This window comes from Oceanobacillus sp. FSL W7-1304 (assembly GCF_037969805.1).
Lineage (GTDB): Bacteria > Bacillota > Bacilli > Bacillales > Amphibacillaceae > Oceanobacillus > Oceanobacillus profundus.
Genome location: NZ_CP150211.1, coordinates 140,014 through 155,696, shown reverse-complemented (window position 1 = coordinate 155,696; position 15,683 = coordinate 140,014). Strand labels below are relative to the sequence as shown.

Annotated in this window: 14 protein-coding genes; 2 read left to right on the top strand and 12 right to left on the bottom strand. The window is 38.1% G+C overall.

Annotated features, from left to right (window positions below; translation table 11 throughout):
• Position 1 precedes the first annotated feature (1 nt).
• Positions 2-3,568: a chromosome segregation protein SMC gene (smc, locus tag NYE61_RS00770; RefSeq protein ID WP_303448212.1), complete on the bottom strand. Its 3,567-nt coding sequence runs from the start codon at positions 3,566-3,568 to the stop codon at positions 2-4.
• 530 nt (positions 3,569-4,098) lie between these two features.
• Here smc and NYE61_RS00765 point away from each other — a divergent pair.
• Positions 4,099-4,320: a DUF1128 domain-containing protein gene (locus NYE61_RS00765; RefSeq protein ID WP_095308580.1), complete on the top strand. Its 222-nt coding sequence runs from the start codon at positions 4,099-4,101 to the stop codon at positions 4,318-4,320.
• 47 nt (positions 4,321-4,367) lie between these two features.
• Here NYE61_RS00765 and rnc read toward each other — a convergent pair whose 3' ends face one another.
• The 9 genes from rnc to sdaAB all read right to left on the bottom strand — a co-directional run bounded on the left by rnc (position 4,368) and on the right by sdaAB (position 12,623).
• On the bottom strand, positions 4,368-5,054 hold the full coding sequence (gene rnc / locus NYE61_RS00760; protein WP_095308579.1) for a ribonuclease III: 687 nt from the start codon (positions 5,052-5,054) through the stop codon (positions 4,368-4,370).
• A gap of 100 nt (positions 5,055-5,154) precedes the next feature.
• Positions 5,155-5,388, bottom strand: a complete 234-nt coding sequence (acpP, locus tag NYE61_RS00755; protein WP_095308578.1) for an acyl carrier protein — start codon at positions 5,386-5,388, stop codon at positions 5,155-5,157.
• A 208-nt stretch (positions 5,389-5,596) separates the two neighbouring features.
• Complete coding sequence (fabG, locus tag NYE61_RS00750; RefSeq protein ID WP_095308577.1) at positions 5,597-6,337, bottom strand: 3-oxoacyl-[acyl-carrier-protein] reductase; 741 nt, start codon at positions 6,335-6,337, stop codon at positions 5,597-5,599.
• Positions 6,337-7,275: an ACP S-malonyltransferase gene (fabD, locus tag NYE61_RS00745; RefSeq protein WP_303448214.1), complete on the bottom strand. Its 939-nt coding sequence runs from the start codon at positions 7,273-7,275 to the stop codon at positions 6,337-6,339. Before fabD ends, fabG begins: the two co-directional genes overlap by 1 nt.
• A 4-nt stretch (positions 7,276-7,279) precedes the next feature.
• Positions 7,280-8,278: a phosphate acyltransferase PlsX gene (gene plsX / locus NYE61_RS00740; protein ID WP_303448215.1), complete on the bottom strand. Its 999-nt coding sequence runs from the start codon at positions 8,276-8,278 to the stop codon at positions 7,280-7,282.
• Complete coding sequence (gene fapR / locus NYE61_RS00735; RefSeq protein ID WP_095308573.1) at positions 8,275-8,856, bottom strand: transcription factor FapR; 582 nt, start codon at positions 8,854-8,856, stop codon at positions 8,275-8,277. Before fapR ends, plsX begins: the two co-directional genes overlap by 4 nt.
• A 142-nt stretch (positions 8,857-8,998) precedes the next feature.
• Positions 8,999-11,032 (bottom strand): ATP-dependent DNA helicase RecG, encoded by a 2,034-nt coding sequence (recG, locus tag NYE61_RS00730; protein WP_303448216.1) that lies wholly within the window; start codon positions 11,030-11,032, stop codon positions 8,999-9,001.
• A 30-nt stretch (positions 11,033-11,062) separates the two neighbouring features.
• Positions 11,063-11,938 (bottom strand): L-serine ammonia-lyase, iron-sulfur-dependent, subunit alpha, encoded by an 876-nt coding sequence (sdaAA, locus tag NYE61_RS00725; protein ID WP_095308571.1) that lies wholly within the window; start codon positions 11,936-11,938, stop codon positions 11,063-11,065.
• A 22-nt stretch (positions 11,939-11,960) separates the two neighbouring features.
• The gene (gene sdaAB / locus NYE61_RS00720; protein WP_303448217.1) at positions 11,961-12,623 is read right to left on the bottom strand and encodes an L-serine ammonia-lyase, iron-sulfur-dependent subunit beta; all 663 of its coding nucleotides are present in this window, start codon (positions 12,621-12,623) and stop codon (positions 11,961-11,963) included.
• A gap of 197 nt (positions 12,624-12,820) precedes the next feature.
• On the opposite strand from sdaAB, the gene NYE61_RS00715 reads away from it, so the two are divergent.
• A complete protein-coding gene (locus tag NYE61_RS00715; RefSeq protein WP_095308569.1) occupies positions 12,821-14,077 on the top strand; it encodes an NCS2 family permease in 1,257 nt (418 codons plus the stop codon).
• A 61-nt stretch (positions 14,078-14,138) separates the two neighbouring features.
• Here NYE61_RS00715 and NYE61_RS00710 read toward each other — a convergent pair whose 3' ends face one another.
• Entirely contained in the window at positions 14,139-14,600 is a 462-nt protein-coding gene (locus NYE61_RS00710; RefSeq protein ID WP_095308567.1) for a HicA family toxin-antitoxin system, read from the bottom strand.
• Between the two features lie 243 nt (positions 14,601-14,843).
• The gene (locus tag NYE61_RS00705) at positions 14,844-15,662 is read right to left on the bottom strand and encodes a polysaccharide deacetylase family protein (RefSeq protein ID WP_303448218.1); all 819 of its coding nucleotides are present in this window, start codon (positions 15,660-15,662) and stop codon (positions 14,844-14,846) included.
• Positions 15,663-15,683: the final 21 nt, after the last annotated feature.

The following is a 15,683-nucleotide window of genomic DNA, read 5'->3' as shown; positions in this document are numbered from 1 at the left end:
CCTAAGAATTTATTAATTCTTTCGTCTCCTCTAATCGAACCGAGACAAGCCGTGACACACCTGATTCTTGCATCGTAACACCATATAACACATCCGCTTCTTCCATTGTACCTTTTCGGTGTGTAATCACAATAAATTGTGTGTTATCACTGTATAATTTAACATATTTCGCAAAACGGGCAACATTTGCTTCATCAAGCGCTGCTTCAACCTCGTCAAGAATACAAAATGGAACTGGCCTTACCCTTAAAATAGCAAATAGTAGAGCAATTGCCGTAAGTGCACGTTCTCCACCAGATAGCAAGCCTAAATGCTGCAGTTTTTTCCCTGGTGGCTGTGCGATGATATCAACACCTGTATCCAATAAATTTTTCGGATTGGTTAATTTCAGTTCAGCATAGCCGCCACCAAATAACTGTTTGAATACATCATGAAATTCATCTTTTATCTTGTTAAATGTTTCATCAAACCGCTTTTTCATTTCTTCATCCATTTCATCAATAACGGTATAAAGTGTTTCTTTTGCTTCGACAAGGTCATTTTGCTGTTCAGACAGGAAAGTGTAGCGTTCCGATATCCGTTCGTATTCTTCAATAGCACCAAGATTAACGGTTCCAAGACGATCTATTTGTAATTTCAACTCACTAACGATTGTTTTTGCTTCTATCATATTTTCTGCCTTCTGATACTGCTGTTTTGCCTTCTCGTATGTGATGGTATATTCCGTCTGTAGATGATTCAATCGGTTTTCGAGTTCAACATCAAGGCGACCTGCACGAACTTCTTTTTGCTGAATGGATTGTTGCAGTATTTGAAGCCTGTTACTTTTTTCTTTCCGTTCTTTTTCCTCATCTAGAACATACTGTGTTTGTTGTGCTCTTTCAGTACGTTTCTGATGAATTTCATTCGTTAACATTTCCTTCTCTTGCTTAGCAGCCGCAATCCGTGCCGCCACCTCTTCTTCTGTTTCTTTCGATTGTTCAATTTCTAATAAATTGCTCAATTCCATCGCATAGTTATGATGCTGCTCTTTTAGTTTATCTAATTGCTCACCAGTTGAATTTGTTTTTTCGCGCTGATACTTCACTCTTTCTTCTTGTTCAGCAAGTTGGATTTGTAATTGATGCAGATTATCCTGCAGCATTTTTTTATTCTCTTTAAATGCAGCTTCTTCATTCGTAAGCGAGTCGATTTTCTGTTGAATGGAATCCAACTGTACTTTAAGTGCAGTTAATTCTTCTGTTAAACTTTCCTCTCGTTTAGTAAGTTCTTTACTATCTTGAACAAACTGCTGCTTGTCCTGATCATAGATTGACAGGCTATCGTTAATAGAAGAAAGTCTCATCTCTACTTGTTTCCACTCCGAGTGTAATTCTTGTAGTGCATTTTGCTCCGAAGAAATCGTGCTCTCTTTCGTTCTTAGATCATTTTCCAGCTGCTTAATCAATTGCTTCTTACGCCCGACAATTGATTCAAATTGAAATATTTTCTGCTGGAATCCTTCGATTTTTTCGGTTACTTCTTGCAAATCCTTTTCTCTTGTAAATAGCGACTGATTCGTTTTCTTTTGAGCTCCACCAGACATGGAACCTCCAGGATTTACGACATCCCCATCAAGTGTAACAACGCGAAATCGACGGTTAACGAGTGCAGCAATTTCATTTGCATCCTTTAATTTTTCAGCAATAATAACATGTCCCATTAAATGATTAACTGCCTTCTGGTAAGTAGCGTTTGTATGTACGAGTTTTGATGCTATTCCGTGGAAGCCTGGATGACCTTCCATTTTCGCTAACATATCTTGCGTAATAAAACGTTCCTGGATAGAACCAAGCGGTAAAAAGGTTGCTCTTCCATTATTTGTTTGCTTCAACCAAGCGATTGCCCTTCTTGCTGCCATATCATCTGTTACAACAATATGCTGTGCTTGTCCACCAAGAGCAGTTTCAATTGCTGTAATAAATTTTTTCGGAACATCAATCAATTCGATTACGGCACCGTAAATATTCTCCAGCTTCTTTTCTTCACGAGCCTTCAAAATTGCTTTAACCCCATGGAAAAACCCCTGAAAGTCTTCTTTCATTTCTTCCAGCATTTCTTTTTTTGATTTTAATTTTTCTATATATTGATAGCCTTGGTATAGTTTTGTTTGCGATTCTTGAAAAAGGCTTCGCTCGGTTTCTAAGTTCAATTTTAATTGCTTGACATCGGATTCGATTGCTGAAAAGCCAGATTCTCTCGCTCTATAGCTTGCTTCTAATCGATTCTTCTCTTCCGTCAATTGCTCTCTTTGCTCAATTAGACTTTGAAATTTATTTGACTGTTTTTCCTTTTTTCCATTTATCTGGTGTAATTGCTGGGCGACAGATTGCTTTTCATTCCTTTTCGCTGCTTGCTTGTTAAGTAATTCAATATAATCCGATTTTAAATCTTCAATTTGCTCTGAAATACTTTCTTTACTTGTGTTTAATTTAGCTTCTAGCTCGTTTGCTTGTTCTTTATATCTTTTTCGATCATGCTGCAATTGTACAAGTAGCTTCCTTTCTTTTGCCAGCTCATCCTCTAACGCAGCAATTCTCGTATTGCTTTCTTTTTTCTGTATTTCTAATTTATGCTTATTTTCACCAAAATGCTTCGATCTTTCATCCAGCAGTTGTTTTTTGCCTTCGTACTTTTCAAGCTGCTCAGTAGCAATTAATAGATTTTCTTGCATTTCCTCTATTTTTTCATCCAGATGCTGAATTGCTTTATTCTGGTTCTCGATTTCATCTTCCTTTTTTTGGATCGTAGACTTAAGGGCACTTTCGGATAACTTTTCTTCCTCAAGCTCCTTTAATTGTGTTTTCCATTGCTGGTGCAGCTGTTCAATTTCAGATAATAGATAGGAAATTTCCTTTTCTTTCAGCATTTCTTTTAGCTCTATATACTTCTCAGCTGTTTCAGCCTGTTGCTTCAACGGATTAATCTGCTGTTCAATCTCGTGGATAATATCTTCAACCCGATTAAGATTTTCCTGGGTTTCCGCTAATTTATATTCCGCTTTTTTCTTGCGCTGTTTGTATTTCAGTACTCCTGCAGCTTCTTCAAAAATCGTTCGTCTTTCCTCAGCTTTTGAGCTAAGGATTTCTTCGACTTTTCCTTGGCTTATAATGGAGAAAGCTTCTCTTCCAAGACCAGAATCCATGAAAAGATCAATAATATCCTTTAATCGGCATGACTGCTTATTAATATAGAACTCACTATCACCAGAACGATAAACTCGACGTGTAACACTAATTTCTTCATAATCAAGTGGCACTCGTTTATCTTGATTATCGAGTACGAGTGTAACTTCAGCGACATTTAATGCTTTTCTTGATTCACTGCCCTGGAATATGATATCTTCCATTTTGGAGCCACGTAATGATTTAGCTGATTGTTCACCGAGCACCCAACGAATTGCGTCGGTAATGTTACTTTTCCCGCTTCCATTCGGACCAACCACAGCTGTTACTCCTGGCACAAATTCCACATTGATCCGTTCTGCAAATGATTTGAAGCCCACACTTTCCAATCGTTTTAAATACATATACATTCTCCTAATTCCAAAAGAACCCTATTCCCCTTAGTTCCTTGCTATATTTCTTTTTTTATTTTTAAAAAGTTGTTCTAAAAGTCCGGTGAAAATCATACATCGAGAACAAGGACCTTCGACTAAAAGCCGACCCATCCTGTGTCGAACGTCGAAGCCACCATATCCTGTGGAAGCCTGGTACAGGGAGCTTTGCCGTCTTGAACTTCGACGCCAAGGGCGTGCTAGTGTCGGCTTTGCACCAAGCTTTTCGGTGGGACAAGTAATCGCAGCCCCAGAACGTTTAGGCTTTAGCCTACCTCGGTCCTTATCATCTTCCTTTTAAACACGCACTTTAAGTATTATTTTAAATGAGATCCTCTGCTTCCTGCTTCTCATTGTTGTTATATTCCATTTGAATTTGCTTAACAAAAAAATAGTTTGGCTTTTTAACTTATTTATTTTATCATAAACTTATTAACAAAAGAAGTGCAGAACTGTTTCAGGCTTCAACGAATCGCAAGTGTTTTGCAAAAAAGGAGGATAAAATGAGTTTAGAAGTCGCATCTGTAGAAAATATGAAAATATTGCTGGAGGATTTAGCAGATAAATTGCAGGTTGTTAATCGGACAATCATGGATCCAGAGGATTACGATCTTGAAAAATACGATGATTTAAAATTTATGTATGATATGGTTAATCAAAAAGGAAGACTAAGTGCATCTGAAACACAGGCATTTATAGAGGAACTTTCATTAATTCGGAAATAAATAATGCAAAAGGCTGTGTCCACCTGATGGATAACAGCCTTTTTTAATTAATGTGGAATAAATGAATCAAGCGCATATTTTGCTGCACGTTGTTCTGCTTCTTTTTTGGTTCTCCCAATTCCTTCCCCAGCATTTTTCCCTTTTATAACAACCTGGGCAACAAATTCCTTATTATGGGAAGGTCCCTTCTCATCTATAATTTTGTATTCAATGGTTTGGTTTTTGTTTTGCTGTACTAACTCTTGCAGTTGACTTTTATAATCCATCGCATGCGAAAAAGCACCTTTTTTGATTTTAGGAAATACATGAACTTCTAAAAAATTGATCGCTTCATCAAATCCTTGATCTAAATAAAGTGAGCCAAGGAAAGCTTCAAATACATCAGCCAAAATAGCAGGTCTATCTCTCCCACCCGTTTGTTCTTCACCTTTACCGAGTAATAAATACTTACCAAAGTTTAATTCTTGAGCAAAATTTACTAAAGATGGTTCACAAACAATTGCAGCACGTAGTTTCGTCATTTCACCTTCTGGCATCTCTTTATTTTTTCGATATAAGTATTGTGAAACACCTAATTCTAGAACTGCATCGCCAAGAAATTCAAGTCGTTCATTATCCGAAAAAACGACATTTCGATGCTCATTCACATACGATGAATGTGTAAAAGCCTGTTTTATCAGGTTATGGTTATTGAATGTAAGATTAAGCTCTTTTTCTAATTGTTCTACGTTCATTATTTTCACCTCCATTTTTTAATATAGATACAGAAAGTCCCGCATGAAGCGAGACTTTCTGTTCATATTACGAACAAGCGTAATTGCTTGAGTAATTTGCTTAAGCTTTGCTGTTTATGTAGTTTACAGCATCACCTACTGTATTTATTTTTTCAGCATCTTCGTCAGCAATTTCCATGTCAAATTCATCTTCTAGTTCCATTACAAGTTCTACTACATCTAGTGAATCAGCTTCTAAATCTTCTTTAAAAGAGGCTTCCATTGTAATTTTAGACTCTTCAACATCAAGACGGTCAACGATAATAGCTTTAACACGATCAAATACGTCTGCCATTTTACTTCACCTCCCTTCAAGTAGTATAAAATATATGGATAAGAAATTCTAGCAGGAACCGAATTAAAACAACCACCTACACATTTAACCCTTTTATTCATAAAAGGTATACACCCGCAAAGCGTTGTATGTTTCGTAGCAGGTATACGCAAAATCCATCATTGCACATTGGTTCCTAGTTTCTTTATATACAGCCTTTGCAACTAAATTACATTACCATTCCGCCATCAATGTGGATGGTTTGGCCGGTGATGTAGTTGGCGTCATCGGAGGCTAGGAATCGCACGACTTTTGCAACGTCTTCTGGTGATCCCAGTTTTTCTAAAGGAATCACTCCTAAGATTGCTGCTTTTTGTTCTTCATTTAGTTCGTCTGTCATATCTGTTGCAATAAACCCTGGTGCAACTGCATTTACTAAAATATTCCGTGTTGCTAGCTCTTTGGCAGATGTTTTTGTAAGTCCAATAACTCCTGCTTTTGCAGCAACATAGTTTGCTTGTCCAGGATTTCCACTAACTCCTACTATAGAAGCTACATTAATAATTCTACCTGCCCGCTGCTTCATCATTTGTCTTGTAACAGCTTTCGTACAAATAAACACACCTTTTAAATTTGTATTTATAACTTGATCAAATTCTTCTTCTTTCATGCGCATTAACAAATTATCCCTTGTAACACCAGCGTTATTGACTAAGATGTCCAAGCTGCCAAATTGTGTCACAACTTCTTTAACCATAGCTTTTACACTAGTTTCATCCGCAACATCAGCTTGTATTTTAAAGGCCTTTACGCCTAGCCGTTCAACTTCTTCTACAACTGCTTGTGCTTTCTGCTCACTACCAGCGTAATTAATCGCAACATTTGCACCTTGACGCGCAAGCTCTAATGCAATTGCTCTTCCAATTCCACGAGATGCACCTGTTACTAACGCATTTTTCCCTTTTAACATTATGCATCCTCCCTATACCACGAAATAAACTCGTTCATTGATTTCAAATCCTGAACCGCAAATGTCTTCACCTTTTTATCAATTTTCCGCAGCAAGCCAGAAAGAACTTTTCCGTTACCTACTTCAACAAATGCGTCAACACCTTGGTCAATCATATGGTTAATGGATTCTTCAAATCGAACTGGTGAATACAATTGTTTAAGAAGTAAATCCTTAATCGCTGCTTCATCTGTTACAGCCTCTGCTGAAACATTGGCAAAAACCGGAATTATAGCATCTTTAATTGGTGTTTTATCCAAATATCCTGCAAATTCTTCGTTCGCAGATTTCATTAATCGAGAATGGAATGGCCCGCTCACATTTAACGACAGGACACGTTTTGCTCCTTTTTCTTTTAATAGATCAGAAGCAAGCTCAATTCCTTTTTGCGAACCAGAAATAACAACTTGCCCAGGACAATTTAAGTTAGCAATATCCGCTATTTCATCTGTTATACCAGTCAGGACTTCTGTAATCTCTGCTTCCGACAGCCCAAGAACTGCTGCCATTGTACCTTGTCCTTTTGGGAAGGCTTCTTCCATTAACTTGCCACGAACACCAACAAGCGGCAATGCATCTTCAACAGTTAATGCTCCTGCAGCAACTAGTGCACTGTATTCCCCAAGACTATGGCCGACTGTCATCACTGCTTCGACCTTTTCCTGCTCGAGTAATTGATGGATCGCAATGCTGGTTAATAGTAATGCTGGTTGTGTGTTTTCTGTCTCTGTTAGCACTTCTGCAGGACCTTCAAATATAATTTCCTTTATATCCTTACCTAATACATCATTTGCTTTCTGAAACAGTTCTCTAACTTGTGGAAATTCATCATAGAATTCCTTTCCCATTCCAACAGCCTGTGAGCCCTGACCAGGAAACATTAAAGCTACGCGCTTCATTCAATCACTCCTTTTCTGATTCAATTGATTCAACTGTTGTTTTAATTGTATTTGTTACATCATTTTCCACCATATAGCTAGCTTGTTTAATGGCACTTAAAATTGCTCTACTATTCGATGAACCATGAGCCTTAATAACAGGAGCTGCGAGTCCAAATAGACCAGCACCACCATACTCTGAATAATCCAGTTTATCTTTGAGCCCACGTAAATCATTTTTCGCTAGTGCTGCGGCAATTTTCGTTTTTGCTGAAGACATAAAGGTTTCTTTTAATAACGTAAAAATAGTTTGAGCAGTTCCCTCAATCGTTTTTAATGCGACATTACCACTAAACCCATCTGTAACAACTACATCAGCAGCATGATTTAATATATCACGCGCTTCGACATTTCCAATAAAATTTATAGGTGCCTTTTCGAGCAATTCAAACGTTTTTTTCGTTAGATCGTTCCCTTTTCCATCTTCTGTACCAACATTTAGTAAACCAACAGTTGGATTTTGAATTTGTCGTACCTTTTCAGAATAGATGGATCCCATAATTGCATATTGTACTAAGTGATCAGGCTTTGCATCCACATTTGCCCCAACATCTAGCATTAGAAATCCCTTTCCATCAACGGTCGGCAATGTAGGGCTTAATGCAGGCCGATCAATCCCAGGTATTCTCCCGACAACAAATAATCCCGCACTCATTAATGCTCCCGTATTACCAGCAGAAATACATGCATCTGCATAGCCATCTTTTACGGCCTTCGCCATTAATACAAGTGAGGAATTCTTTTTGCGACGCACTGCACGAACTGGCTCATCATCGCTAGTAATGACTTCGTCCGTATGTACAATTTCAATATTTTTATCATTTGTTAAAAATGGTTTTATTTGTTTTTCGTCACCATAAAGGGTGATATTCAGATTTTTAATTTCTGAAATAGCATCCATTGCACCTAATACAACTTCTTTGGGCGCATTGTCTCCGCCCATGGCGTCAATTGCTAATCTCATTTATTTTTTTCCCCTTTATTTTCATTTGATTGGTACATATAAAATACACCGGAAAATACTTTTTCATTATCAACATAACTATGGACCGCAACAATGGTCCGGCTTTTTTCATCTTTACCTTCCACTGCCGCCTTAGCTATCACACGTTCTCCTTCGATTACTTGACGTCTGAATTTAACTTCGGACTTTGCAGTAAGTGCAAGCTCATCATTAATTACTGCAACAGCTAATGAATTTGCCTGCGCGAATAAATGATGTCCCCTAGCAATTTTATTTCTTGAGAAAACAAGATCAGATGTAATATCGAGAATAGAGATCGCACGCTTGTCCAACTCTAAATCAATAATTTCACCAATAACCTCGTCTAATGACAAAGCTTTAACCGTTTCATTCCACTGATTCGTCGCAACATATTTAATTCGTTCTCTTAATTCAGGAATAGCTAATTCCATTCGATCGAGTCGTATTGTTTGAATACTAACTTGAAACGTTTTTGCTAAGTGTTCATCCGTAATAAAAGGCGTCTGTTCTATTTTTTCTTTTAACAGTCGCTGACGTTCCACTTTTGTTTTTCTCATTGACCGCACCATCCACCATTCATCATATTTTCACTTTATTGAAGAGTTCTAAATGAGGATAACCGGACTTTTAGAACTACTCGTTTATGACTTGGTACTAATAGTAATATATAATAGCTACTTTATTTATGCAAGCATACTTTTAATCAATTTTATCCGCAAACGAAAACTCGCGCTCTAAATAATGCTTTAGCGCACGATATTCTTCATTTTCTTCTAATTGATTTGTTTCCACGATTTCCTGTGCATCGTTCCTTGCAGTTTCTAAGGCACGATAATCATGTATCATATCCGCTACTTTAAATTCAGGAACACCGCTTTGTTTTCTGCCAAAGAAGTCACCTGGTCCTCTTAATTGAAGATCCTGTTCAGATAGTTCGAAGCCATTTGTTGTTTCTGTCATAATTCGCATCCGTTCTTTTCCAACTTCACCTTTTGGTTCAGCAATTAAAATGCAATAGCTCTGTTTACTGCCTCGTCCTACTCGGCCTCGCAACTGATGTAGCTGTGACAAACCAAATCGTTCTGCATCGTAAATGACCATTACGGTCGCATTTGGCACATTCACGCCAACTTCTACTACGGTTGTTGAAACAAGCACCTGAATATTATTGGCAGCAAACTCCTTCATCACACTATCCTTTTCTTGTGCTGATAATCTGCCATGCATTAATCCAACATTTATTTCTTCTGGATAATATGCTTCGAGCTGGTGAAATAAATCTACTGCATTCTGAATATCAAGCTTGTCAGACTCCTCAATGAGCGGACTAATGACATATGCCTGCTCACCTTCCGCGATACGTTTTGCAATAAAATCCAGGATTCTTTCAAACGTGTTTTCCTTTGCCCAAAGGGTTTCGACTTCTTTTCTTCCAGCAGGCATCTCATCAATGATTGAAACATCCATATCCCCAAATGCCGTAATTGCTAAAGTTCGCGGAATTGGAGTTGCTGTCATAAATAACACATCCGGATTTAATCCCTTGTCCCTTAATGTTCTCCTTTGCTCGACACCAAACCGATGTTGCTCATCGACAATAACAAAGCCTAAATCATGAAAGAAGACATCATCTTGGATCAATGCGTGTGTTCCTATCACTATATCTACTTCTCCATTTTGGACGGCTTGCAGCATTTCTTTTCGTTTTTTCCCTTTTACCGAACCTGTTAACAATGCAATTTTTGCTAGCTGTCCAAATAATGCTGTTAAGGATTGAAAGTGCTGTTCTGCTAGAATTTCAGTCGGGACCATTAATGCTCCCTGTTTTTCTGCTGTGATTGCGGCATAGAGACCAATTGCTGCGACGGCTGTTTTCCCTGAGCCAACATCCCCTTGCAACAGTCGGTTCATTCGATATGGAGACTTTAAGTCTGCCATTATTTGGTGTAAAGATTTTTGTTGTGCTCCTGTCAATTCAAAAGGGAAACTAGAAATAAATGCTTTCACTTTTTCTGCGTCATAGTGTTGCGCATTTCCTTTAGTTGCTTCGCGTTTCAGTTTACGTAATAGCTGCATTTTCAATTGAAAAACGAGAAACTCTTCATATGTAAAACGACGACGTGCATGCTTTAATGCGATTCGATCAGCAGGAAAATGCATTGTCTTAACTGCTTCTGAACGACTTGGCAGCTTATAGGAAACCAAAAGGTTCGCCGGCAATATTTCTGTAATTGCATCACCATACTCTGTTAATGCTGCTTGCATATATTTTTTTAATTTATAATTGGTTACATCACCTTTTACTGAATACATTGGTTGTACATCAGCCTGTTCATCGGCACTACCTTTTTTATAATTACTAACTGTAATTTGCAGGCGATGCGCATCCCATTTCCCTGTTAATGTAATTGTGTCACCGGCCTGAATTTGTTTCTTTGCAAATGCTCGATTAAACATCACAGCTTTGATCGCAACACCTTCTACTTCGACTGTAAACGTGAGTCGGGATTTTCGCTTACCGAAAAAAGTGAGGGAAGGATCATGTACCACCCTCCCCTCAATCGTTGCTTTATCGTCATGTATTAATTCACTAAGTGGTTTAATTTCATACACATCGTAGCGGTATGGGAAATACAGCAGTAAATCTGCAATGGTGTAGATTTTTAATAATGCCAAATCTTCTGCTGCCTTCTCTCCGATACCTTTAACGTGTATTACAGGCTCATTAAGCACAGTAAATCACTCTTTCTATATAAGGTTACACTAAACCGATATTCCAAATATTTTTTCTTTCAGCAATCTCCCTGTTGGTGTATCTGCCAATCCACCTTCACCTGTTTCACGCAAGCTCGATGGCATTTGTTTACCAATTCGGTACATTGCTCCAATTACTTCATCACATGGTATTTTGCTTGTAACACCAGCTAATGCCATATCAGCTGAAACAATTGCCAAGGACGAGCCTGCAGCATTTCGTTTGACACAAGGTACCTCTACAAGACCTGCTACCGGATCACAAACAAGCCCAAGCATATTTTTCAGCGTTATTGCAAAAGCTTCTGCTGATTGCTGAGGTGTTCCACCAGCCATCTCAACTATAGCTGCTGAAGCCATTGCTCCAGCAGAACCAACCTCAGCCTGACAGCCACCAGCGGCTCCAGATATGAAAGCATTATTTGCTACTACAAAGCCAAAGGCACCTGCCGTAAATAAATAACGAATCATTTGTTCCCTGGTTGGATTCAGCTGATTTTTCACAGCGAATAGAGTGCCTGGGACACAGCCAGCACTGCCAGCAGTTGGTGTTGCACAGATGATTCCCATTGCTGCATTTACTTCATTCGTTCCCATTGCTTTACTTACTGCGTCTAATAGCAAATGACCTGACAATGGTGTTTTTTCCTTCATATACGTTTGGATCCGGACAGCATCGCCACCAGTCAGTCCTGTTACTGATTCCACACCTTTTAGCGCATCATCAATTGCGCGCTCCATCACCTGGAGGTTTTTTTCCATTTCAGCAAAAACGTCATCACGTGATTTCTCTTGTACATCCATTTCCTGGCGGATCATCACTTCAGAAATTAAAATATTTTCCTTCTCAGCTATTTCAACCAATTCGGCTACTGTTCGAAACATTGCTTTAACCCCCTTCTGGAAATTATCTGACAATTTTTGATATCTGAATGATATGATCAGCACTTTCCAACTCTTTTAATATTGTATCTTCCACATTCTGATCAACTTCAATTACCATCAATGCCTCTTTTCCGACATCTTTTCGGTTTACTTCCATATGACCAATATTAATTTCGTGTTTTGCTAAGATTTTTGTTACGGAAGCAATTGCACCAAATCGGTCACTATGCATGATTAAAATAGCTGGATGGTTTCCAGATAAACGGAGTGCAAATCCATTCAGCTCTGTAATTTCAACTTTCCCGCCGCCAATAGAAATGCCGACAAGTTCCAACTGTTCGGAATCATCACCAATAACGAGTCGGGCAGTATTCGGATGGTCTGCGGAGGCACTGTCCTCAATAAACTCAATTTCAAGACCTTTCTCTTTAGCCGTATCTAAAGATTTGCTTATCTCCGGGTCATCCGTTTCTAATCCTAAAAGCCCGCCTGCTAATGCAAAATCTGTACCATGACCTTTATATGTCTTAGCAAAAGATTCATACAAATAAATTTTCGCCCAAGTTGGTTGCTTACCAAAGAGATTACGGGCAGCTTTTCCAATCCGAGCAGCTCCAGCCGTATGCGAACTGGATGGTCCAACCATGACAGGACCAATAATATCGAACACTGAATTATATTTCATGAATTTCACCGCCTCTTCATTGCATAGTTCTTGCTCTATTGTAAAGTATAACAAAAAAGTTTATAATAATCATTTGTGGATTATAGAACAATTGTTTATTCGTAGAAGTCTAACCATGTATTACCAATCGACTCAAACGGGATAACAATTCTATATATCGGGTGGGAGAGGGATAGTAAAATGTTAGAGGAAATCAAATGAAACAACAAATTTCATTAAAAAATGAAATAATCGCCGGTATCATCGGGTATTTTACAACTGTCTATATTGTTGTAGTCAATGGCTCCATTTTGAGTGAAGCAGGTATTTCACTCGAAACTGGGATGATTGCCACCATCATGGCCAGCTTTGTCGGCACGATGATGATGGGGCTTTTTGGAAAGCTGCCGTTAATTTTAATTCCTGGGATGGGTATCAATGCTCTTTTTGCCTATTCGATTATAAACAATAACGACTTTACGTTTCAAGAAGGTCTTGCTGTAGTACTTGTAGCAGCTCTTATCTTTCTTATAACAGCATTTACAAAAATCGGCGTTATTTTGAAAAATGCGATTCCAGAATCCTTGACACATGCAATTACAGTTGGTCTCGGCTTTTTCTTAATTTTAATCGGTTTGGAAAAAAGCGGAATCGTAATTGGTGGTGGTAGCACAATTGTCGCTATCGGTGACTTTACATCAACACCTGTAATCGTTGGGCTACTTACCTTATTTATCGCCATATTTCTTTTCGTAAAAAATGTACCTGCAAACTTTTTAATTACAATGATTATCGGTACGATACTTGCTGCTATTTTCGGTCTGCAGCAACCGGAAGTAGAGCCGGTTCAGGTACATGTCAATGAGTTACTTTTTATTCCTTCGTTTACAGCAATCGGAGACTTTGCGTTCTGGTTGGCGGTATTTCCATTAGCATTGATTCTTATCTTTGAAAATATGGGAATTTTAACAGGACAACTTGGAATGCTAAAACGCCATGAAAGCTATAATAAGGCATATCGAATTACTGCTTTTTCAACTGTTACATCCGCTTTTTTAGGCACTTCGCCAACGGTTTCTGGCGCTGAAAATGCTGCGGTGATAGCTTCTGGCGGAAAAACAGGTCGAGCAGCAATTACAGCTGGTATTTTCTTTTTGGCTACCATTTTCATCATTCCTTGGATATCAATGGTTCCAAATTCTGCCATTAGTCCCATCTTAATAATTGTTGGATTTTTAATGGCACAAAATATTAAGCACTTGCCATTAAATGACATTGCCGATTCAATTCCAGCTCTCTTAATCGTTGTTATGATTCCATTCACCTATAGTATTGGAGATGGAATGGCATTCGGTTTTATTGCATATCCGATTGTAAAAATAGCTTTAGGAAAACAAAAGGAATTGACAAAGCCGTTAATTATTATTTCTTCCCTGTTTTTCATTGAATTTATCTTGAAAATTACAGGCATATAAAAAACCGCCCCGGCATGCTAGATGGATTAGCCTAAATCCTCTAAGTCGGGGCGGTTTTTGTCTATTTCGCATCATCTCTCGATTCTTCAATATGCTTCTGAATTTTTTCTTGTACCATCACTTCTACTTTTTCTACTCGCTCATCTTTTAAATGCCTCTCTGGCTTTGGATGGAACCACCTGATCTCATCATCTCGAAAGATTCCTTTATATTCATTCCCTTGGATCGACAGCTTAAACTGATGCACATCGTGCGTTTGATCAGCAAACAGGGGTTTTACTTCAATGTCATCTGTTTCATCTTTTACTCCATGCTCATCTAAAAGCCGATGCACTTCTAATTCAACAGCTTTCAAATACGCATCTCCCAAATCCTGTTGTGGATGCGGATTAAGCCATTGAATTTCACCATCATGGAAATTACCAACATATTGGTTTCCATGCACTTTTAACTTGAATTGATGTCTTTCATACGTGCGATCTTCAAAAATTTGTTCAACTTCAAAATTATCGACCAGCGCCAACGCCTCCTCGAATTGATTCTTTACTTACTATATTCCCGAATCTCATAAAAAAAATCGGCTTTCAAACTAAATAACAATATTTTTATAACAACAATAATGTACTATTCAATTGCATTTGTAAAGTATTGTATTTATGACAATTATTGTAATTTATTTATCAGAAGTAAAAAAACTGCACCAGCAACTTTTATAATGTACATAAATTGGTTCCCATCTTCAGCCCCATAGAATTAGCTTTAAGTTTTAATATTTCACTTTGTAATATGGTCCAGCACCCACATCTACTGGCAAAGATAAAATCTCACTAACAGTTACAAAATGATAACCTTCGTTGATAAGTGCAGTTAATAATTCAGGCAAAGCATCAGCTGTTTCTTGGTGGATATCGTGCATCAAAACAATTGCACCGGGAGTGATACTGTTCAGAATTTCCTCCTTTATCTTTTTCGCATTTCTCGTTTTCCAGTCCAGGGAATCGACGGACCATAAAATAAGAGAGTTTCCTAATCCTGTAGCTGTTTCTTCAACACGCTCATCAAATATACCATAGGGAGGTCGAGTCATTGTCGGATACTGTCCGCTCGCTTCTTCTATATTTCTAGCTGATTCAGAAATTTCTTCTTCAATATCATATGTATCTAACTTAACTAAATTTTGATGTAAATTTGTATGATTACCAATTTCATGACCTGCCATAGCAATTTCCTTAGCCATCGATGGGTTCGCTGTCGCTTGACTGCCAAGCATGAAAAAGGTAGCTTTAGCATCATGCTCAGCAAGAGCCTCTAGTACTTGGGGAGTAACGTTAGAATTAGGGCCATCATCAAATGTAAGTGCAATATATTTCTCGTTAGGATCCAAACTATTTACTACTTCGGAATCCTTTTGTACCAGAAACTGTTTGTCGTGCAGTACCATTTCTTTCAACTCATGATCTGCTTCTTTTTTAACTGTTGACACAGTTTGTGTACTACTTCCAACGGACCCACCTGAAATGAAAAAAATGGTTAACGCAATAAGTATAATTAATACCCACCCCGGCCAACGTATTCTCCTAATCATTTTATATTTATCCTTTCTACC